This is a genomic window from Marinobacter sp. PE14, from assembly GCF_053566155.1.
Map to the genome: position 1 here is coordinate 583,871 of NZ_JBQXNY010000001.1, position 21,337 is coordinate 605,207.

The following is a 21,337-nucleotide window of genomic DNA, read 5'->3' on the forward strand; positions in this document are numbered from 1 at the left end:
GGGTGTGGGCTTACTCAATGACGCTGCCCCGCTTCAGATATTTGGCCATGGCGACGGTTCCAACAAAGCCCATTACAGCAATCAGAAGGGCCGCCTCAAGGTACATGCGTGTTCCGAGTGTGAGGCCCAGCAGGATAATCAAAGCAATGGCGTTGATGTAGAGCGTGTCGAGTGCCAGCACTCTATCGGGCGCATCCGGTCCCTTGATCAGACGGTATACATTCAAAAGCGCCGCCACAGTGACCATGGCAATGGTGATGTAGAGGGCGGTAACTATCATTGAAACATCTCCAGCAGAGGCTTCTCGTAGCGGGTTTTGATCGTGTCGATAACTGTCTGATCATCTTCCGCGTCAAGCGCGTGAATCAGTAGCAGCTTGTTGTCATCGCTGACGTCAGCGCTCACGGTGCCGGGTGTCAACGAGATGGTGCTGGCCAGAATTGTGATGGCCAGAGGGTGCTCCAGCTCCAGGGGATAACAGACAAATGCAGGACGTGCCGGCCGCGGGCTGAGGATGAGCCGTGCCACTTCAACACTGGCGATAACAATATCCCAGACAACGCGCAGAAGGTAGGCGGGCACTCTCCAGGCCTTGATGAATGCCGGCGGATCAGGCCAAAAGCCCTGGGTTATCTGCGGTATTGCCCACGCCAGGATCAGGCCCAATACCGCACTGCCGCCGCTTATTCCGTCACTCAGGAACTGCCAGGTGATAAAAAGGGTAAGGCTCAGCCAGGGCTGGGGAAAACTCAGGCGATCAAGCATCAGCTGTCCTCCCTGACCATCTTGGTTTGCAGGATCTCAATATAGGCATCCTTGTTGTGCAACTGTTCTGCCGTGGCATCGGTGTAGCGGGTAATCGGGCCAGCCAGTACAACGATCACCACTGCCAGTGCAGTCAGGGCACCGGCTGCGACAGAAATCCGGCCGTTGAGCGGATCTGGCTTTTCCAGATGACCATCCACCGTGCGCCAAAAAACGATACTGCCAGCGCGGCTATACGCGATAACGGTCAGGAAACTACCGATCAGAAGTACTGACCAGAGCCATGCCATTTCGGTTCCCGACTGCACGGATTGCAGAATCAGTACCTTGCCGAAAAAGCCACTCAAAGGGGGTAGGCCAGCTGCTGCAACGGCACCGACCAGGAACAGCACGCTCAGGAAGGTGCGGTTCTGCATTTGGGGGGCGGTAACGATTCGGTCCCGGGCGGAGCCCCTCTGGTTGGCCACCAGCTCCGATACCAGGAACAGGCCGCCAACCGTCCAGGTGGTGCTCAAAAGATAGAACAAGGCAGCAGACAGACCTGCTTCGGACCCGAGCGAGATTGGCGCCAGCAATGTGCCCACGGAAATGATGACTTGCCATGCGACCAGTGTTTTCAGGCTGCCGGATCCCAGCGCGCCAATCACCCCCATGGCGAGGGTGGCCAGGGCAATGGGGAATAGCCAGTCCATGCCCAGATTGGCAAGTTCGCCAGCGTCATCGCCGAAGATCAGGAGATAGACCCGAAGAATGGCGTAGATGCCAACTTTGGTCATAACCGCGAACAGCGCGGCCACGGGCGCCGTGGCTTTGGAATAGGCACGCGGTAACCAGAAGCATAGGGGAAGGATTGCGGCCTTGAGACCGAAAACAACCAGCAACATCATGCCGCCGGCTTTGACGATGTTCAGACCTTCCCCGGAAACCTGCGGAATCTTGACGGCCAGGTCTGCCATGTTGAGAGTGCCGGTGACGCTGTAGATCATGCCGACACTGATCAGGAACACGGCGGAGCCAATCAGGTTCAGCACAACGTAGTGGAGGCCCGGAACGGTCCTTATTGTGCCACCGCCATGCATTAGCAAACCGTACGAGGCAATAAGCAGTACCTCGAAAGCAACAAACAGGTTGAACAGGTCACCGGTCAGGAATGCGATGTTCAGCCCCATCAGCTGGAACAGGAAAAGTGCATGAAACTGCCGATTGCCGTCGTCGGCACCGCCGATCGAATAGATGTGACAGAACAGGGCCAGAACCGCTGTCATGATCAGCATCAGGGCCGCCAGGCGATCCAGGACCAATACGATACCGAATGGTGGCTGCCAGTTGCCGAATGCATAGATTCGATAGCTGCCGTCGTCCGCCATTACCAGCAGCACGATGGCAGAAACCAGCATCAGGACGGTTGTAGCCAGTGCCAGCGTGCGGCGAAGACTGATGGGCGCGTAGCCCATGAAAGCCTGAAGAATGCCGCCTAACAGAGGAATCAGAACAGGAGCGGTAAGCCAGTGGTTCATTTACCGGTTACCTCCTCTTCTTCCGGGGCAGGCGATTTGTACGGTTGTTTGCCATCCACATGGTCGTCCTCGTTGTCTGCCAGGTTGCGCAGTGACAGCACGACAACGAACGCGGTCATGGCGAAGCCAATCACGATAGCCGTCAGTACCAGTGCCTGTGGCAGAGGGTCGGAATAGCTTGCAGCGGTACCGAGGACAGGTTGCTGGCCGGTTGCCAGGCGACCGCTGGAGAAGAGAAAAAGATTCACGCCGTAGGACAGCATGGTCAGTCCCACCACCACAGGAAAGGTGCGAGCCCGCAGAATCAGATAAACGCCGGATGCCGTCAGGGCACCAATGACCAGCGCAAACACAAGCTCCATTATGCACCCTCCTTTTTACTCTTTATGGCGGAGTGGGGAGATATCCGGCCGATACTGACCAGCGCAAGCAGGGTAGCGCCGATCACGGTGAGATAGACGCCCAGATCAAATATCAGTGCAGACGCGACCTCGAATTTGCCAACCACGGGCCAGGTTATGTAATCGAACGTGGAGGTCAGGAACGGATAGCCAAAAGCGAGGCTTCCCGCGCCGGCAACCGTTGCGAAGAGCAGCCCAAGGCCGATCACGTTGTGGTAACGGAAAGTGATTCGGTCTTCGGTCCAGTCCATCCCGCTGGCAATGTACTGGAGGATAAGGGCAACCGAAGTGACCAGGCCGGCGATAAAGCCGCCACCGGGCAAATTGTGGCCCCGCAGGAAAATGAATGCGGATACCATCAGTGCCAATGGCAGCATGGGCCGGGCAATCAACCTTAGCATCAGCGGGTGGGAATCCCGCGTCCATGCATGGCCCTCGCCATCGCTGGGAGGAGGCGTCAGGGCCGTGTCCTTCAGCATGGCGTAGATACCAAGGGCAGCGATAGCAAGAACGGTGATCTCACCCAGGGTATCGAAGCCCCGGAAGTCCACCAGGATTACGTTGACCACATTGGTACCGCCACCGCCGGATTTACTGTTTTCGAGGAAGAAATCAGAAATCGAGCTGAACGGTTGGGTTAGCATGGCCAGCGTGACCAGTGTCATCCCAATCCCGGCAACCGCCGCAATGGCAATGTCCCGCAGCCGACGTTTCATCGGTGTCTCGATTGGCGTCCACGACGGCATGTAGAAGATCGCCAGCATAAGCAGGACGATGGTCACAACCTCCACGGACAGTTGCGTCATGGCCAGGTCTGGTGCTGAAAAGCGGGCGAAAGCGAGGGCCACGACCAGGCCGACCACGCTCAGCAGAACAAGGGCATAGAACCGTTGCCGGTGCAGGATGGCTGTTGTCAGTGCACACAGGATCAGCACGCCGGCGGCAATCGCGGTTGGCCAATCCACCGGGCTGAGTCCGTTCTCTCCGACAAAAATTCCAAGGTTCAGGAGAGGGGCGGACGCGACTGCCAGCACGCTGACCAACAACAGCAAAGCGTATCGCTGGAGTGAGCCGTTCTCTACTCGCGCGGTAAACCTGTTGGCCAGATCGACAATGCGCAAGACGACAGCTTCGAACACGGCCTTCTCGTCGATTTCCTTGAATCGGGCATGGAAATCGAAGAAGCGCTGCCGCTGGCTGTACATGAGCAATCCGCCGAAAAACGCCACGAAGCTCATGAATAGCGGAAGGTTGAAGCCATGGTAAATTGAAAGCGTGTATTCAGGCACATCACCGCCGAGGGTGGCTGAAGCTGCCAGATAGAGCAGCGGCCCGACAGAAACAGCAGGAAAAACGCCTACCATGATGCAGGCGAACACCAGGATCTCCACCGGAAACTTCATGTAGCGCGGCGGTTCATGGGGTGGATAAATCGGGAGATCCACAGGCTTGCCGTTGAAGAAAACATCGTGGACAAAGCGGGCCGAATACGCCACCGCGAAGACCCCGGCAAGGGTTGCAACAATGGGTGGCAGCCAGGCCAGGAGCCCCGGCAGATTAAGCTCCAGAGACTCGGCAAAGAACATCTCCTTGCTCAGGAAGCCGTTCAGCAGTGGGACGCCGGCCATGGAGGAGGCTGCGACCATGGCCAGAGTTGCGGTGTGAGGCATATAGCGCCATAAGCCATTGATGCGGCGCATATCCCGGGTCCCGGTTTCATGGTCGATGATGCCGGCGGCCATGAACAATGAGGCTTTGAAAATCGCGTGGTTAATTACGTGGAAGACCGCTGCAACGGCTGCAAGTTGGGTGCCCATGCCGAAAAGCAGGGTGATCAGGCCGAGATGACTGACTGTTGAGTGAGCCAGCAATCCCTTGAGGTCATGCTTGAACATGGCGACGTAGGCGCCGATCAGCAAGGTGGCCATCCCGGTAAAGCTGACCATATAGAACCACTGCTCGGTGCCCGCCAGGGCCGGATAAAGCCGGGCCATAAGGAAGATGCCGGCTTTGACCATGGTGGCCGAGTGCAGGTATGCCGAGACGGGAGTAGGCGCCTGCATCGCGTGGGGTAGCCAGAAATGGAACGGGAACTGGGCCGATTTGGTGAAAGCGCCTAGCAAAACCAGAGTCAGGGCCACCGGGTACATGGCATGTGCCTTGATCTGCTCTCCAGCCGCCAGCACATCGTCGAGTTCAAAGCTGCCAACAATGTTGCCGATGATCAGGATGCCGGCGAGCAGTGCAAGGCCGCCGCCGCCGGTGACCGCGAGTGCCATCCGGGCGCCACGGCGGGCGTCCTGTTTATGGGTCCAGAAACTGATGAGCAGGAACGAGGTCAGGCTGGTCAGTTCCCAGAAAATCATCATCAGGAGCAGGTTGCTCGAGAGCACGATGCCGAGCATCGATCCTTTGAAACACAGCAGCAGGGCGTAGAACTTGCCGACGTTTTCATGGGCTTTGAGGTAATAGCGGGCGTAAAGAATAATCAGTAGCCCGATGATCAGGATCAGCAGAGCGAACAGCAGGGACAGCCCGTCCAGGCGGAAACTGAAGGAGAGTCCGAGTGCAGGAAGCCATTCGTAGCTGTGCAGCACAACGCCGCCATCAGCCAGGGTTTCCCAATGCGGAAAAAGGGCCGCGAGTGCGATCAATGCGGGTACAGAAGATGCAACGGCAATCGCCGTTCTGCCGCCCTGGGCGAAAAGAGGTGCGGCTATGGCACCCAGAAAAGGCAGTAAAACAACCAGCGGTAGCGACATCGCAACCTCGTTATTGGTTTTCTTTTACGTGAGTATTGAAGGCATGTTTGCCTGAGTCTAGTCTCCGGCCGGCCACCCTGCATAAGGAATGACGATGCCTTTACGGCATGAAGGGCGGGGTGGATCAGCAGAAGGCAGGCGGGTCCGGGAAGTATGGAAGACGTCCCCGGTGCCGCGCGATGTCAGCGGTAACAGGTGGGCGGGTCACTCTTGTGCAGCCGAAGGACCTTGCGGTCATGGTTGCTCCGTCAGTTAAACTTGATTGCCGATGATACGTGCCCCGTCTGGAAGGTCAAGTCAACTTGCCATTGATCAAGTGTATACTCGCGATAAATATTTATTGAGAGAGTCCCATGAGCGACACCTATCCCAACCTTCTGAAACCCCTGGATCTCGGCTTCACTGAACTGAAGAACCGGGTGCTGATGGGGTCCATGCACACGGGCCTGGAAGACAGGTTCTGGAACATCCACAAGTTCGCGCGTTATTTTGCGGAGCGTGCAGAAGGCGGCGTGGGGCTTATGGTGACGGGCGGTTTCTCGCCCAATCTGGTTGGGCAGCTGGCTCCCCTTGCCTCAACCATGAACAACCGGGCTACGGCTCTGTTACATCGTCACGTCACGGGGGCGGTGCATGAGGCGGGTGGCAAGATCTGCATGCAGATCCTGCACGCTGGACGCTACGGCTACCAGCCGTTGATTGTCTCGGCGTCGGCAACCAAGGCACCAATCAGCCCGTTCAAGGCACGCGCCCTTTCCTCGAAAGGGATCGAACGTCAGATCAACGATTTCGTCAGTGCCGCAAAACTCGCAAAGTTCGCCGGTTATGACGGCGTGGAAGTTATGGGCTCCGAGGGCTATTTCATTAATCAGTTTTTGTGTGAGCGGACCAACAAGAGAACGGACAAGTGGGGTGGCCCTTATGAGAACCGCATGCGCCTGCCCGTGGAGATTGTCCGCCGAATGCGCGAAGCTGTTGGGCCTGAATTCATCATTATCTACCGGTTGTCCATGCTGGACCTGGTCGAGGGTGGCCAGACCTGGGATCAGATCGTGACACTGGGCAAGGCCATTGAGCAGGCGGGAGCCTCCATCATTAATACCGGGATTGGCTGGCATGAAGCCCGGGTGCCCACCATCGTTACCTCGGTTCCCCGGGGCGGCTTCGCGGATGTCACCGCCAAGTTCTACGGCGAAGTGGATATCCCGGTGTGTACCACCAACCGCATCAATACCCCTGAAAAAGGGGAAGAAATTCTTGCCGCCGGCAAGGCGGATATGGTGTCGATGGCTCGACCTCTGTTGGCGGACAGCGAGTTTGTGCGCAAGGCCGAGCAGGGGCGCAGTGACGAAATCAACACCTGCATTGCCTGCAACCAGGCGTGTCTTGACCATGCCTTCCAGGCCAAGCGGGCATCGTGCCTTGTAAACCCGCGGGCCTGTCACGAAACCGAGCTGGTGTTGACGGTGGCGCCGGTTGTGCGCAGGGTTGCAGTGGTAGGCGCCGGGCCTGCGGGACTGGCAGCAGCGACAACCGCCGCGAAACGGGGCCACAAAGTAACCCTCTTCGACGCGGATGATCAGATTGGCGGCCAGTTCAACTACGCCAAGCGCATCCCGGGCAAGGAAGAATTCTACGAAACCCTTCGTTATTACCAGCGCCAGATAGAGCTGTTGGAGGTTGACCTGAGGCTTGGCACTCGCGTGGACGCGGAATCACTGAAGTCGCAGGGTTTTGATGACGTGGTGATCGCCACTGGCGTGAAGCCAAGAACACCGGCAATCGAAGGCATCGATCATCCCAAGGTGCTCGGTTACCTCGATGTCCTTCGCCACAACAAATCCGTTGGGAAGAATGTGGCCGTGATTGGAGCTGGCGGCATTGGCTTTGATGTCAGCGAATTTCTGACCCATGATTTCAGCCATCATCCCGAAGGCGAGCAGGTCAGCGTTGCCGACTGGCAGGCAGAGTGGGGCGTTAACCCGCACTTTGATGGCCCCGGAGGACTGGCCGAGCGCCATCCAACACCTTCGCCCCGAAAGATTTACCTGATGCAACGAAAAACCGGCAAGGTCGGTGGCGGTCTGGGCAAGACGTCAGGTTGGGTTCACCGCAACAGCCTGAAGCACCGTGAAGTAGAAATGCTGAGGGGCTGTCGCTATGACCGGATTGACGACCAGGGGCTACATATCTCCCTGACCGACAAAGACGGCAAGGTCACGGAGAGCCGGGTGTTGGCTGTGGACAATGTGATTATTTGCGCAGGCCAGGAACCTTACCGGGAACTTTTCGACCAGTTATCGGACTCTGGGGTGACCGCACATCTGATTGGCGGTGCAGACGTCGCCGAAGAACTGGACGCAAAACGGGCCATCCGGCAGGGAACGGAAGTCGCAGCTAAACTATGACATTACTTATCGCCTTCGCAGTGCTTTCGATTGGCTTTTCCTTTTTGTGCTCCATTCTTGAGGCGGCCCTGCTTTCGGTGACTCCGAGCTACATCGCCTCACTGAAAAAAGAGAAGCCGAAGCTGTTCGCCCGGTTGCGAAAACTGAAAGATGATGTGGACGATCCGCTGTCTGCAATCCTTACACTGAACACGGTTGCCCACACCGTCGGCGCCACGGGTGTTGGCGCCCAGGTGACGGTGGTTTTTGGTGAGGCCTGGCTGGGCATTGCTTCTGCTGTTATGACGCTTGCCATCCTGATCTTCTCGGAAATTATTCCCAAGACCATCGGTGCCAAGTACTGGCGGAGCATTGCGCCACGGTTGCCGGCAATCCTGGGCTTCATGATCAAGGCGCTTTTGCCGTTTATCTGGTTGTCCAAACAGGTAACCCGTCGAATTGGATCCGGCGAGGCGGACGTTGATATCCGCGCGGAGATCAGCGCCCTGGCAGAGATAGGAAAGGATCAGCAAGCCCTGGATGAAGACGAACGGCGGATGATCCAAAACGTTCTGCGATTCCATGAAATCAAGGTCAGTTCCGTGATGACGCCACGGACGGTTTGCAAATACGTTGACCCGGACATCACCTACGACCAGTTTCGGGAGCAGGTCAGAAAATCACCGTTCTCCCGCTATCCGGTAATCGATGAAGACGGCGAGGCGCTCGGATACCTGCATCGTGCAGACCTGATCAATCTCGATGGCGATGTCGACCTGCTGGAGCACATGCGAAAAATAAAGCGGGTCAAAGGCAACACCAACATCGAATTTCTTTTCTCGGACATGCTCAGAGAGCGGCAACACCTGGCCGTTGTCTATGACGAATTGGGAACCTGGCTGGGAATAGTGACGCTGGAGGACATACTGGAGACACTTTTGGGCACGGAAATCATGGATGAAACCGATAATGTCTCGAACCTTCGCCGGTATGCGAAGCAGCGATGGAGCCGCCGTCTGAAGAAGTATGGCTCCGGATAGAAGGATTTAAAATCGTTAGCGGGCGGCTTTCAAGGCATTGGAAATCGCCTCGGCTTCCGCTTCAAGTACCTGACATCTAAAGCTGTTTCCCTGATGCAGTGCCTGCTCGATCTGCTTGCGCTTCATGTCGTATAACTTGCTCAGAATGTCTGCCTGGCTCTGTCTGATTGGTGCGTTCATGGCGGACCTCCCCATAGTGACACCTGTCGGTATTCTTTACGTTTCAAGCCGAACATTGGCCTTCATTGGAAACCGATGCATAACCCGGGCCATTCGGGTGCATCCTCACATTACCTGACAAAGCGGGATCGATAGGCGCCCGGGGACAGTCCGGTATGTTTGCGGAACAGACGCGTGAACGAACTCACGTCTTCGTATCCCACCAACTGGGTGATTTCATCAATCGGTAACCGCGATCTCTCCAAATGCTGACGTGCCACCTCAATCCGCAGCAGCTGCAGATACCCGGTGGGCGTGTCGCCGGTGGCTGCCTTGAATCGGCGAATCAGAGAACGCTCGGTAAGTCCGCAGAGTGAAGCCAGGCGTTGCAGGGTAACGGGTTCGCTGTAATGACTGTCCAGCCAGTCCTGCAGTGTGAGAATGGCAGCATCGGAATGGTAACGCCGAGCCTGCAAGGCACCGTAGGGAGCCTGGCTGGTCCGCCCGGCATCAATCACAAACGCTTTCGCCAGCTCCCGCGCGACCTGTGCCCCCGCATATCTTTCTACCAGATAAATTCCCAGATCCCACCAGGCCATACCGCCCCCGGCACAGGCAATGTCGCCGTCCACCGTTACCAGCTTGTCCGGCTGAAGGTTCACCGCCGGAAAGCGCTGGCGGAACTGATGGCTGAAGCCCCAATGCGTCGTCGCCTGACGACCATCGAGCAGCCCCGCTTCGGCAAGCATAAACGCACCGGTGCAATTACTCGCCACCCGCACCTGCCCGGCGTCTGAAGACCGAAAAGTGCTGAGCCACTCAATGAGCTCCGAATTTCCCGCCAGAACGACATCAATCGGCCCGCCAATAGTCGGTATTACCACCAGATCACTGTCGTCGCCCGGCAGCAGATCATTCCAGGCCCCGTCTGGCTGAATGGTCAGCCCGTTGATGCAGCGACAGGGGGCTCCGTCCTTAGTCAGAAGGCGGGTCGTAAACTGAGGCGTCGGCGTTTCATCGTTGATCCGCGCCCAAGTGACTCCGGCAAGACGGAAAAGATCAATAATGCCGGTAATAGCACTGGCAAGTGCCCCGTCAAAACCGATTACAGAAACCGTTCGCATATGTTCTCCAAAGTAGGCTGTGGGGTGGGAACGTCTGGCCGGGACTGTCTGCAGCATGGATGCTGCAGCCAAGCCTACATGGATGTATTCACGGCGTGTCCCGGCCAGACGTTCCCATCCCATAGCCGGTCGGCGAGCAATGGATAAGCCTAAAGATGACCAGGCCGTGGCAATAATGACCATAATTATGTCATAAACGCCGGTTCCCAGAAAAAACCAGTTGTGAGAGGCTGTCGACAACAAACAGGAGACCAAGCATGACCGACACCCTGATCGACCGCCGTGACCTGGCGTTCCAGCTATACGAAGTCCTCGATACCGAAAACCTCACCACCCGCGAGCGCTTCAGCGAACACAACCGCGACACCTTCGATGCCGTCATTGAAACCGCTGACAAGATGGCCCGGGAGAAATTCGCGACCCATAACAGCGCCGCCGACAAAGACGAACCGAAGTTCGTCAATGGCCAGGTCGAAATGCTTCCGCAGGTAAAGGAAGCCTTCGACGCCTATGCGCAGGCCGGCTTTATCGCAGGACGCTACGACTATGAACTGGGTGGCATGCAGTTGCCTGAATCGGTCATGGCCGCCTGCAACGGTTTCTTCACAGCTGCCAACCCGGGCACCGCGGGTTACCCGTTCCTCACCACCGCCGCCGCCAACTTGATCCGGGTTTTTGGCAACGATCAACAGAAAACTACCTTCCTTCCGAACATGCTCAGCGGTCGTTTCAGCGGCACCATGGCCCTGACCGAGCCCCATGCCGGTTCCTCACTGGCGGATATCCGGACTTCGGCGTCGCCCACAGATGAAGGCCACTACCTGATCAAGGGCGCGAAGATTTATATCTCCGGTGGCGAGCAGTCCATCACTGACAACATCGTTCACATGGTGCTGGCCAAGATCAAAGGCGCACCAGCGGGCGTTAAGGGTATCTCCCTGTTCATCGTGCCCAAGTTTCTGGTGGATGACGAAGGTAATCCCACAGAACGCAATGGCGTCAGCCTCGCTGGCCTGATTCACAAGCTGGGCTACCGCGGAACCACCTCCACCGCCCTGAGCTTCGGTGATGATGCTCCCTGCCACGGCTATCTGGTTGGCGAACCTCATCAAGGCCTGAAGTACATGTTCCAGATGATGAATGAGGCGCGGGTTGGCGTCGGATTCGGCGCTGCCGTAATCGGTTATCGTGGGTACATGCACAGTCTGGAATACGCCAAAGACCGGCTGCAGGGCCGCAAGGCCAGCGAGAAGAACCCGGAATCCCCACAGGTGCCTATCATTGATCACGCCGATGTCCGTCGCATGCTGCTGGCCCAGAAAGCCTACAGCGAGGGTGGTCTGGCTCTCTGCCTCTACGGCGCCCGACTGATGGATGACCAGCATACCCATCCGGACGAACAGAAGCGCCAGGAAGCCGGAAAGCTGCTGGACCTGCTTACTCCGGTCATCAAAGCCTGGCCATCTGAATACGGCCCCAAGGCCAACGACCTGGCTATTCAAGTCTACGGTGGTGCGGGGTACACCCGGGAGTATCCCGCGGAGCAATGTTGGCGTGACAACCGCCTGAACCCGATTCACGAGGGCACCAACGGCATCCAGGCCCTCGACCTGCTGGGTCGGAAGATCTGGCAGGATCAGAGCCACGGTCTGCAACTGCTCATGCAGGAAATGCAGGTGGATCTTCAGGCTGCCACCACCGATCGCTGCCAGCAGTGGGCCCTGTCCCTCAGTGAAACCCTGCAGCAGGCAGTGAAGGTTACCCAGAGCCTGGGGAAATCCCTCATGGAAGGAGATCCCGACAAAACCCTGGCCAACGCATCCTGCTACCTGCACCTGTTCGGCCACATCATAGTGGCCTGGATGTGGCTCCGTCAGGCCAACGCCGCAGCCCACGCCCTGGGTTCGGCGAACACCGATGACGAGCGCAACTTCTACCAGGGCAAACTGCAGGCGGCCCAGTACTTCTTCCACTGGGAACTGCCAACCGTAGCCCAGGATCTGGTTCTGCTGCGGAATCAGGACGATACTTGCCTGAACATGAAGTCTGAGTGGTTCTGACGTCGGAGCAGGCACAATCGGCTGGGATCGCTTTCAGGGACACGCTACAAGCACATCCCTGTGCGCTCGGCTGTGGCCATCCTTGGCCACAGACGGTCCCTGAAAGCGATCCCAGCCGCTTGCGCCCAGACTTGGGTGCACCCCGCGGACAAGAAATAAGATAGATTAGGTGAGAGCAATGGCTCTGGTAAACGTTGAGAAGAAAAATCACATCTTGCTGATCGGGCTGAACCGCCCGGAGAAAATGAACGCCATGAACCGCGAAATGTACCACCAGATCGCGGCGGCGTATCACCAGCTTGAGAACGACCAGGAACTGCGGGTCGGCCTGATGTATGCCGAAGGCGACCACTTCACCAGCGGCCTGCAACTGGACGACTGGGCGGGCGTGTTTGCCAACGGCAAGGGCATCGAGCCGGGTGACGGCGAACTGGATCCTTTCCACATCACCGGCCAGGCCCTCAGCAAACCGGTGGTCTTTGCGGCGCAGGGCATCTGTTTCACCTGTGGCGTCGAGATGATGCTCAATACCGACGTGCGCGTCGCAGCGAAAGGCACCCGCTTCGCGCAACTGGAGGTAAAGCGGGGCATCTTTGCCTGCGGCGGCGCCACCATTCGCCTGCAGCGTGAAATCGGCTGGGGCAATGCCCAGCGTTACCTGCTGACTGGCGATGAGTGGTCCGCTGATCAGGCGTATCAGTGGGGGTTGATTCAGGAACTGGTGGAACCCGGCGAGCAGTTCAACGTCGCGTTGGGAATTGCCGAGAAAATTGCCAGGGCGGCGCCACTGGGTGTCCAGGGCAGTCTTAAATCCTCAAAAATTGCTGTCAGCGAAGGGCAGGAGGCTGCGAAGCAGAGTTTGTTCCCGGATCTCCAGCCGGTTATGGCCAGTGAGGATGTCAAAGAAGGGATTCAGTCTTTCCTGGAGAGGCGAGAGGCGGTGTTCAAGGGCCGTTAGGCTGTGCGCCTCAGGAGTAAGGACTACCCCACCAGAACTGGCTGCGGCTGACCGCTGACCCCTGCCGGGAGTGTGAGCAGCATGGATGCTGCGATCAAGCCCCCATGGATGGGTTTACGGCGTCTCCCGGCAGGGGTGATTGGTCGGCCGCCTGCACTCGACCCTGAAGGTTGGGGCCCGAGCTGGCAGGCGGCTATATTCAGGCAGCCTCGGAATTCGCGGATTCGCGGCGAGCCTTCGCTTCAGCAGCTACCTCAGCAGCGTAGTCCGCATACCTGGCCATCAGCTCCTCTTTCCGGTCCGGATCCCAGTTGATCTTGCTCAGATCTCCCTCGTAGTGATCAATCACCCGCTTATCCATGGTTTCGTACCACCACTGGGGCAGATAGGCTGGCAGAAGCATCGAGGCATAACCACCGGGTAACTGTGGAGCCTTCTCGAAATGCCTCAGAGCCTGGTAACTGCGCTGCGGATGAGCGTGATGGTCTGAATGCCGCTGGAGCTGATACAGGAACAGATTGGTCACAATGTGGTTGCTGTTCCAGCTATGCTCCGGCTGGGTGCGCTCGTACTGGCCGTTCTTGTCCTTCTGGCGCAGCAGGCCGTAGTGCTCGATGTAGTTCACACTTTCGAGCAAACTGGCACCGTAAACCGCCTGGGCCGCCAGAAACGGAACCGCCCTCGGGCCGCAAACCAGCGTTGTGGCGCCAAAGAACCCGGCGCTCATGGCCCATCCCTGCAGCAGCTCGTTGTCCAGGCTCCAGAAGTTCTTGCCCTTGCGGGCAAGCCTCGCCTTCTCGATCTTGATGGATGATTTGATACCACCGAACACCGTACGCGGCAGGAACTTCCAGAAACTCTCCCCCATACGACTGCTGGCCGGATCCTCCGGCGTTGCCACTCGTTTGTGATGGCCGAAGTTATGCTCGACAACAAAGTGGGTGTAGCCGGTGGGGGCGAGGGCTGCCATCGCCAGCAACTTGTTCAGTTTGTTGGACTTGTGGCCCAGCTCATGGGCCGTGTTGATCCCGACGCCATTGATGGCGCCAACTGTCAGCGTCAATCCTATCTTGTCGTCCAGGGGCGTGCTTTTACGGCTGGCAAGCCAGGCACCCATGAAGGTCATGACGTACTGGGTCGGAATAAACGCCTTCACAATCCGGTCGTAGTATTTGTCCTGCTCCAGTGTCTTGACAGCAGAGTCCGGTGGGTTGCTCTGATCCTCACCGATAGCACGGTCCAGGGCAGGAATAATGCCGTGCACCAGTGCCGGGCCGGTCCACGCCAGGGCCTTCAGTTTTTTTGGGGCCAGGGCATAGCCGGTCAGTGCGGCCAGTCCGATTCCTGGCAGTGCGGGACCGAGTAGCCACATGTAGCGCTTCGGGTCCTTCCAGTTGCCAGGGGCGTCTTGTTCGGCAGGCGCTGAGATTTTGTGTGATTGCAGGTTATCTGGGGTTTTGGCGTTCATTGTTGTCTCCCTTGCTGTGCGCGTCATTGCAATTTATGTCGGACAATCCAACAATGCAACGGTCGTCGACAGTTGGTTGAAACCTTGGCTCAAAATGACAAACACCATTTCTTTGGCAGAAAACAGGTTTCTGGGCCAAACTCATCTGAACAAGAAGAGTCTGATCACAAGGAAGAATCAGCCATGCCCAATCCGTCGTCTGCGACCGCCTCATACTCTGTTCAGGGAATAATTCGGGAGTACTTGTCTTCCGGCAGGCTTACCGAAGTTGTTTACCGTGACAGCGCCGGTCAGATCTGTCTCGTTCATGATGTTATTCGCGATCTCTTCAGTCGCGCCGGGCAGGATTTTCTGCTGCTTGGGCGCGGAACCATGCTCCCGTTCGATCACGTTATTACCATCGATGGCCAGTTGCTCTCGGACAGTGCGGGTTAACGAAAGGGTAATTGGCCGGTAATTGCCCCGGGGCCAACCGCCCCGTACTCTGTGCACCGTTGTAAATACTTACCAACAGAGGGATATGGTATGAACAAGCTCACACTGAGTGCACTTTTGATGGTTCTGACACTCGGCCTTGCAGCCTGCAGTTCGGAAGACAACGAAGGCGTCGATGTCGAGCAGGCTGCGGATAACGCCGGAGACATGATGGAGGACGCGGCCGATTCCACAGAGGAGACTGTCGAAGAGGCGACTGGCCAGGATGAAAGTGCCATGGGCGAGTTGCAGGAAGGCGCAGAGGAAGCCGCCGATGCGATGGGCGATGCTGCTGAAGAAGCAGGCGATTCCATCGAAGAAGGCTACGAAGAAGCCACCCAGCAGTAACTGGGTGGTCTGGCCGCCTGCTGAACCATGGTGTTTGGGGGCGGTCAGCTCTTCATCGTTCACCCATGTAAGATAACGTTAACGCATTTGTCTTCTAACCTTACGATTACTGTCACATTTCCCGCCGAAACTGGCCTCTCAACAACATCGACCCGCTGTTCTTTGAGAGAGGCAACAACATGGCTAAGCATGACCTTGATCCCAATTACCTGGATCCCAACTACGAGCCGGTAGTTAACCACACTGAAAACACCCCCTTCCACCAAGTCCTGGCCGCGCGCATGCAACGGCGCACTGTGATGAAAGGCAGCGTTGGTGCTGCTCTTGCCAGTGTGATGGGTCTGGGGCTGGCTGGTTGTGGCAGCGATAGCAACGACAGCACCACAAGCAGCAATGTTTCAAGTACCGATATCGGCTTCAAGGCGGTACCGACATCAACGGCCAACGAGGTGGTTGTTCCCGAAGGATACTCTACTGAGGCGTTCCTGCCGTGGGGCACTCCGATTACCGGCTCCTACCCAGAGTACAAGCCAGATGGCACAAATACCGGTGCGGACCAGGAACAGCAGATGGGCATGCACCACGACGGCGTGCATTTCTTCTCGATAGATCAGAAGGCTGGTGGCAATAGTTCGACGGAAGGCCTTCTGGTGATGAACCATGAGTACATCAACCAGGGCGCTTTGCATGCCAACGGAGCCACCTACGTAAACGACATGCGTCCTGCGGATGAGGTGCGTAAAGAAATCGCTGCACACGGTGTTTCCGTGGTTCACATCAAGCGCGACACCAGTGGTAAATGGGACATTGTCTTTGGAAGCCCCTTCAACCGCCGCATTACTGGCAACACCGAAATGGATATTCGCGGCCCGGTTCGCGGCCACAGCAAGCTGATCACCAAGTACAGCCCGGACGCTACCGAGACCCGCGGTACGCTCAACAACTGTGCCATGGGTCCGACGCCCTGGGGAACTTACCTGGCCGCTGAAGAGAACTGGCACGGCTACTTTGCCAACAGCGACGCAACGCAGCCGCGGGAGCAAACTCGCCACGGCGTGGGTAGTTCCAGCCGTTATGACTGGGAGCTGGCTGATAGCGCCCAGGATCAGTATGTTCGATTCAACGTAAGCACGATTGGCGCAGCAGCTGGCGATGATTACCGCAACGAAGCCAACACCTACGGCTACATGGTCGAAATCGATCCGTTCACTCCGGAAAGCAAACCGCAAAAGCGCACTGCACTGGGTCGTTTCGGTCACGAAGGTGTCATCTTCGCGCCGGCCAAGGAAGGCGAGCCGGTGGTATGTTACTCGGGCGATGACTCCCGTTTCGAGTACATCTACAAGTTTGTATCGTCGAAGCCATACTATGCCGCCACAGCCGGTGGATACCTCCTCGACGAAGGCACTCTGTATGTAGCCCGCTTCAATGACGACGGCTCCGGCGACTGGTTGTCGTTGGACCTCGATGATGCTGAATTCAAGGCCAAGGTTGATGCTGCAGTGGGTACGACCGTTGGCGACATTGCCTTCGACGGCTTCGAGAACCAGGCTGACGTTCTTCTGAATACACGCCTGGCCGCCGATATCGCGGGTGCAACCCCCATGGACCGCCCGGAATGGGGTGCGGTTGACCCGAATTCAGGCCAGGTTTATTTCACCCTGACCAACAATTCTCGTCGTACCGAGGAACAGGTTAACGCGGCCAACCCGAATGCCAACAACCGCACGGGCCACATCATCCGCTGGAGCGAAGAAGGCAACGATCACACCGCCACCAGTTTCGACTGGGACATTTTCGTCTTTGCCGGTGAGCAGGGCACGGAAACCGTAGTGGGTGACGAGGTTATCGTCTCGCTGACCGACGACAATATCTTCAACAGCCCGGATGGCCTCTGGTTCGACTACAACGGTCGTCTCTGGATCCAGACCGATGGCTCCGATGCCGCGCCCTATCAGAACAATATGATGCTGGCTGCCAATCCAGAGACCCGCGAGATCAAGCGTTTCTTCGTAGGTCCCCAGGGCTGTGAGGTGACGGGTGTTGTTTCCACGCCGGATGTGAAAACCATGTTCGTCAATATCCAGCACCCGGAAGGTAACTGGCCGGATTCCAATGATCCGCGCCCCCGCGATGCAACTGTGATCGTTACCAAGGACGACGGTGGCGTCATCGGCGCCTGAGCCAACGCCAAAGTAGTCATCTGAACACCGCAAACCCGGCCCACTCGGTAACAGAGTGAGTCGGGTTTGCGGTTTTTTGTTTCAGAAACGCTGTTCCCCGCCGATATGAATATTAAATACACTAAAGTATGAGTTATAAACTCATGTCAATTCTTTAGTCTCCACAATGGCCTTTAATAACAAGATGCTTGCAGAAACAACAAAAAAGAAGAGGTTTCCATGGGGTTACTGGACAGGGCTTCAATTTTATGGGGGATGGCGGTTGCCGGGATTCTTGCAGTCATCTGCGCAGCGGTGGCGCCGTTGCTAGGTCTTGAAATTACCTCACTGCTCATAGGGCTTGTCGTAGGTCTCGTGGCTGCTGGCGGATTCATGATTGTTCGCGTCCTGGAGCCGACCGAGCGCGGGCTCAAGGCTTTGAATGATGGCAGCCTGACGGATGATCACCCGCTACATGGCCAATGTCACCAGCTGCTCGCCGATGCCAGGGCTGGGCGCGCGCTCGTCGAAACGCTTTCCGGTAGCGCTGACAGGAACGCGATCTCCGCGGCCCAGGTGTCTTTCGCGGCCGACCAGTTGAAGCTACGGTTGGATCGCCAGGTTGAAGAAACTGCGCAAATGGCCGATTACGCGGGGCAGATTACTGAAACCGTGCGGGAATCCTCGGAGCAGGCCACCGATGCAGCCACCATGGCGCTGCAGAACAAGCAGGTAAGCACCGAGGGTCGTGAAGCCCTGATCTCCGCTATCGACAGTGTGCGGACTGTGCACCAGCAGTCCGGGGAAAATCTGCGGCTGATTCAGGAGCTGAACGAGAAGTCCAACAAGATCCAGGGTGTGACCACCACCATCCAGGGTATCGCTGAACAGACCAATCTGCTTGCACTCAATGCCGCCATTGAGGCGGCGAGGGCTGGCGACCAGGGGCGCGGGTTTGCGGTAGTCGCCGACGAAGTGCGCCAGCTCGCTGGTCGGACGGCCCAGGCAACCGGTGAAGTCGCAGAAACCCTGGAGGAAATACGCTCAGACACTACGCTGATCGTTTCCCGTATTGAAGACCTGGCCCGCAGCATCGAGGAGGGGCTGACTTCGGTGGAGAGCGTTGGAGAGAGGTTGGAACAAATCAGCGATCAGTCGGAACGTGTGCAGCAGCAGGTTGCAAGGATCGCCGAGATTGACCAGAACAACGAGCAGAGTCTGGGCCAGGTTTTCTCCGCGATTGAAACAGTGCGCGACCAGATTTCCGAGAGCGATACCAGCGTTTCATCGCTTGCAGAGCAGGCGGCTACGCTGATGGAGCTTGCGGAAAAAGCCAACGCGTCATTTGCATTGAACAGCGAAGCCAGTTATCACCGGCCGTTCTTCGATCAGGCCAGAGCCGGGGCCGACCAGATTGGCCGAATGTTCGAGCAGGCGATCCGCGACGGCAAACTCTCCGAAAGTGCGCTGTTCGACAAGTCCCGTAAGCCGATCCCCAATACTCATCCGCCAAAGTACTCCAGCACCTTTGACAAGTTTACCGACCAATATCTGCCTGCTATTCAGGAGCAGGTGAAAAATGCTCACGAGGCGATTGTCTTTGCCATTGCCGCCGCCCCTGACGGATACGTACCCACCCACAACCGCGATTTCGCCCATGCGCCAACCGGCGATCCCAAGGTGGATCTGGTCAAGAGCAGGAGCAAGCGGCTGTTCAACGACCGTACCGGTATTCGCTGTGGTCAGCATACAGAAAACATGCTCTTGCAAACCTATCGTCGGGATACCGGTGAAATCATGCATGACCTCTCCGTGCCGATCTATGTGAATGGCAAGCACTGGGGTGGATTCCGGGTAGGTTATCGTCCGGACAATCACTGACCGCCTGCGGATTTCCGGCCATGACCGCTGTGGTAGACTCAGGTTAATCGTCGAATAGGAGACCTGCTTTGACTGAACCGGAGTTTATTCCTGCCGACTCGGATCCCGCGTCCCGTCGTTCAGACCCTGCCCGTAACCTGGCGGTGGTGGTTTACATCCTTCAGGCGCTTTCATTCTTTGTTGGAGGCATTACCGGTCTGGTGGGCGTGATCATCAATTACGTCAAACTGGACGACGTCCGCAATAGTTGGGTAGAGCGGCATTTCCGCTGGCAGATTCGTACGTTCTGGATAGGCCTGCTCTGGACCGTGATCGGTATTGTTACCACGCCACTGATTATCGGCTGGTTTATTATCCTCGGTATTTCGATCTGGATTATTTACCGGATTGTCAAAGGGGCGCTCGCCCTGAATGACGGCAAGGCGCCCTCCTGATAGGGTGCCTCAGATCACTCTTCCGTAACTTCCTTCAGTCGCATCGCGCAGAACATCCCGGCCAGTCCCATCAGGCCAAGAACCATAATGACCGCGACTGGGGAGATCATTGATACCAGTGCCGTGAGGCCGCCGGTAACAAGCAGCAAAGCGCCAATGACCGTGTTGCTCACTGCTGTGTAGTCGGTACGTTTATTTCCTCCTGCCATATCCACCAGATAGGTTTTACGCCCTAACCTGACACCCGCGTGTGCGATGCTCAGCACGAAGAATGCCACTGGATAGAACCACACGCTGCCAATGTCTTGCCCCAGGGTAAGTGCTGCACTGCCGACGATCAGGCAGGTGCCACTGGCCATTGCCGCGCCACGGATCATCACCCTTCGGCTGGAGGTGTCCGCTGCCCAACCCCAGAAACTTGCGCTCAGGGAACTGGCGAGACTGCTGGCGAGCAGGAAGATACCCAGCATCCAGCCAATATCGGACTCCTTTTGTGCCAGGACCACGAAATAGGGAGATGCCAAGGCAGAGCATAGAAGCAGGGCCCGGGTGATCACGAAATTACGAAAGGGGACGTCATCACGGAGCAAGGACAGGCTCCGGAACGCCTCGTTGATGGCGTTTCCACCGCCACCGGTTTCACCTTCATGCTCTTGAACTCCGGCAAACAGAAATCCGGCAATTACCCAAAGTGTGCCTGCCAGAAGCAGCAACACTGTGTAAAAGGTAATCGTGGGGTCGCCGCGTTCCCAAAATAACAGGCCGGTTAAAACAACGGTTGCCGTGCCACCGATGGTGGATGCCAGCCCGCCAAGCCTGCCCCGGCGGGTCTTGGGAATGCATTTGCCCTGAACGTCTTTCATGGAGACGGAGCAAAATCCGCGGGCCAGGGAAAACACAATGAGAGCGGCAATGATCCCGAAACCGGCTGCATAACCCTCGAAGAACCAGACACTGGCCGCCATCGCGACCACGCTGGCGGCCTGTCCGAAACTGCCAAGCGTCCAGAACCACTTGCGAACCGGTTTGCGGCGCACCCAGGCAGCGATGACCATTTGTGGAACGAGAGAGCCAGACTCGCGGATCGGAACCAGCCAGGCCACCAGCGCGGGAGCACCTATGGCACTCATCAACCAGGCCAGCACGGTTTTGGGACTGATCAGCAGATCGCCCAGCTTGGTCAGCACGTTACTGGCGAGAATTAGGAAAAAGTTGCGGGGTACCTCGCGACATGCCTCTTCGGGAATGTCCTTACAGACCCGGGCATCTTCTTCGTTGGCAATCAGGCCATAAAGTTGTTCGATGGTGTCCTTTCTGCTCTCAGGCAAACCGCTATCCTCCGGAAAATGTGTCGAAAGGATACCAGTGTGGCCCGGTATCCTTAAGTCCGGATTACG

18 protein-coding genes are annotated in these 21,337 nt (G+C 57.2%); 9 read left to right on the forward strand and 9 right to left on the reverse strand.

Going from position 1 to position 21,337, the window contains the following annotated elements; genetic code table 11:
* Positions 1-10 precede the first annotated feature (10 nt).
* The 5 genes from ACWJ62_RS02885 to ACWJ62_RS02905 are packed head-to-tail and all read right to left on the reverse strand — an operon-like array spanning position 11 to position 5,445.
* Entirely contained in the window at positions 11-280 is a 270-nt protein-coding gene (locus ACWJ62_RS02885; RefSeq protein WP_088827505.1) for a K+/H+ antiporter subunit F, read from the reverse strand.
* Positions 277-765, reverse strand: coding sequence for a Na+/H+ antiporter subunit E (locus ACWJ62_RS02890; protein ID WP_014577867.1), 489 nt, complete (start codon positions 763-765; stop codon positions 277-279). The genes ACWJ62_RS02885 and ACWJ62_RS02890 overlap by 4 nt, the downstream gene beginning before the upstream one ends.
* A complete protein-coding gene (locus ACWJ62_RS02895; protein ID WP_449284844.1) occupies positions 765-2,282 on the reverse strand; it encodes a monovalent cation/H+ antiporter subunit D in 1,518 nt (505 codons plus the stop codon). The genes ACWJ62_RS02890 and ACWJ62_RS02895 overlap by 1 nt, the downstream gene beginning before the upstream one ends.
* Positions 2,279-2,644 (reverse strand): Na+/H+ antiporter subunit C, encoded by a 366-nt coding sequence (locus ACWJ62_RS02900; protein WP_088827508.1) that lies wholly within the window; start codon positions 2,642-2,644, stop codon positions 2,279-2,281. Before ACWJ62_RS02900 ends, ACWJ62_RS02895 begins: the two co-directional genes overlap by 4 nt.
* A complete protein-coding gene (locus tag ACWJ62_RS02905) occupies positions 2,644-5,445 on the reverse strand; it encodes a monovalent cation/H+ antiporter subunit A (RefSeq protein WP_449284845.1) in 2,802 nt (933 codons plus the stop codon). Before ACWJ62_RS02905 ends, ACWJ62_RS02900 begins: the two co-directional genes overlap by 1 nt.
* Before the next feature lie 353 nt (positions 5,446-5,798).
* Here ACWJ62_RS02905 and ACWJ62_RS02910 point away from each other — a divergent pair, with 353 nt between their 5' ends.
* Together ACWJ62_RS02910 and ACWJ62_RS02915 are read left to right on the forward strand one after the other, a co-directional pair.
* On the forward strand, positions 5,799-7,853 hold the full coding sequence (locus ACWJ62_RS02910; protein ID WP_449284846.1) for an FAD-dependent oxidoreductase: 2,055 nt from the start codon (positions 5,799-5,801) through the stop codon (positions 7,851-7,853).
* Positions 7,850-8,872 carry a hemolysin family protein gene (locus ACWJ62_RS02915; protein WP_449284847.1) on the forward strand — a complete coding sequence of 341 codons (1,023 nt, stop codon included), beginning with the start codon at positions 7,850-7,852 and terminating at the stop codon, positions 8,870-8,872. Before ACWJ62_RS02910 ends, ACWJ62_RS02915 begins: the two co-directional genes overlap by 4 nt.
* A 15-nt stretch (positions 8,873-8,887) precedes the next feature.
* Here ACWJ62_RS02915 and ACWJ62_RS02920 read toward each other — a convergent pair whose 3' ends face one another.
* Both ACWJ62_RS02920 and ACWJ62_RS02925 read right to left on the reverse strand, forming a co-directional pair.
* Positions 8,888-9,052 carry a hypothetical protein gene (locus ACWJ62_RS02920; RefSeq protein WP_162851874.1) on the reverse strand — a complete coding sequence of 55 codons (165 nt, stop codon included), beginning with the start codon at positions 9,050-9,052 and terminating at the stop codon, positions 8,888-8,890.
* A 110-nt stretch (positions 9,053-9,162) separates the two neighbouring features.
* Positions 9,163-10,155, reverse strand: coding sequence for a GlxA family transcriptional regulator (locus ACWJ62_RS02925; RefSeq protein WP_449284848.1), 993 nt, complete (start codon positions 10,153-10,155; stop codon positions 9,163-9,165).
* Positions 10,156-10,412: 257 nt separating this feature from the next.
* On the opposite strand from ACWJ62_RS02925, the gene ACWJ62_RS02930 reads away from it, so the two are divergent.
* Together ACWJ62_RS02930 and ACWJ62_RS02935 are read left to right on the forward strand one after the other, a co-directional pair.
* Positions 10,413-12,215, forward strand: coding sequence for an acyl-CoA dehydrogenase (locus tag ACWJ62_RS02930; RefSeq protein WP_449284849.1), 1,803 nt, complete (start codon positions 10,413-10,415; stop codon positions 12,213-12,215).
* Positions 12,216-12,393: 178 nt separating this feature from the next.
* Positions 12,394-13,173, forward strand: a complete 780-nt coding sequence (locus tag ACWJ62_RS02935) for a crotonase/enoyl-CoA hydratase family protein (RefSeq protein ID WP_449284850.1) — start codon at positions 12,394-12,396, stop codon at positions 13,171-13,173.
* Positions 13,174-13,372: 199 nt separating this feature from the next.
* Here the strand turns inward: ACWJ62_RS02935 and ACWJ62_RS02940 are convergent, their stop codons facing one another.
* Positions 13,373-14,641, reverse strand: coding sequence for an alkane 1-monooxygenase (locus ACWJ62_RS02940; RefSeq protein WP_449284851.1), 1,269 nt, complete (start codon positions 14,639-14,641; stop codon positions 13,373-13,375).
* Between the two features lie 183 nt (positions 14,642-14,824).
* Here ACWJ62_RS02940 and ACWJ62_RS02945 point away from each other — a divergent pair, with 183 nt between their 5' ends.
* The 5 genes from ACWJ62_RS02945 (at position 14,825) to ACWJ62_RS02965 (ending at position 19,940) form a co-directional block, all read left to right on the forward strand.
* Positions 14,825-15,076: a hypothetical protein gene (locus ACWJ62_RS02945; RefSeq protein WP_041645413.1), complete on the forward strand. Its 252-nt coding sequence runs from the start codon at positions 14,825-14,827 to the stop codon at positions 15,074-15,076.
* A 90-nt stretch (positions 15,077-15,166) separates the two neighbouring features.
* A complete protein-coding gene (locus ACWJ62_RS02950) occupies positions 15,167-15,463 on the forward strand; it encodes a hypothetical protein (protein WP_449284852.1) in 297 nt (98 codons plus the stop codon).
* Positions 15,464-15,642: 179 nt separating this feature from the next.
* The gene (locus ACWJ62_RS02955; protein WP_449284853.1) at positions 15,643-17,646 is read left to right on the forward strand and encodes a PhoX family protein; all 2,004 of its coding nucleotides are present in this window, start codon (positions 15,643-15,645) and stop codon (positions 17,644-17,646) included.
* 219 nt (positions 17,647-17,865) lie between these two features.
* Positions 17,866-19,506: a methyl-accepting chemotaxis protein gene (locus ACWJ62_RS02960; RefSeq protein ID WP_449284854.1), complete on the forward strand. Its 1,641-nt coding sequence runs from the start codon at positions 17,866-17,868 to the stop codon at positions 19,504-19,506.
* A gap of 68 nt (positions 19,507-19,574) precedes the next feature.
* Positions 19,575-19,940, forward strand: coding sequence for a DUF4870 family protein (locus ACWJ62_RS02965; protein WP_449284855.1), 366 nt, complete (start codon positions 19,575-19,577; stop codon positions 19,938-19,940).
* Positions 19,941-19,954: 14 nt separating this feature from the next.
* Here ACWJ62_RS02965 and ACWJ62_RS02970 read toward each other — a convergent pair whose 3' ends face one another.
* Positions 19,955-21,268: an MFS transporter gene (locus ACWJ62_RS02970; protein ID WP_449284856.1), complete on the reverse strand. Its 1,314-nt coding sequence runs from the start codon at positions 21,266-21,268 to the stop codon at positions 19,955-19,957.
* Between the last annotated feature and the right edge of the window lie 69 nt (positions 21,269-21,337).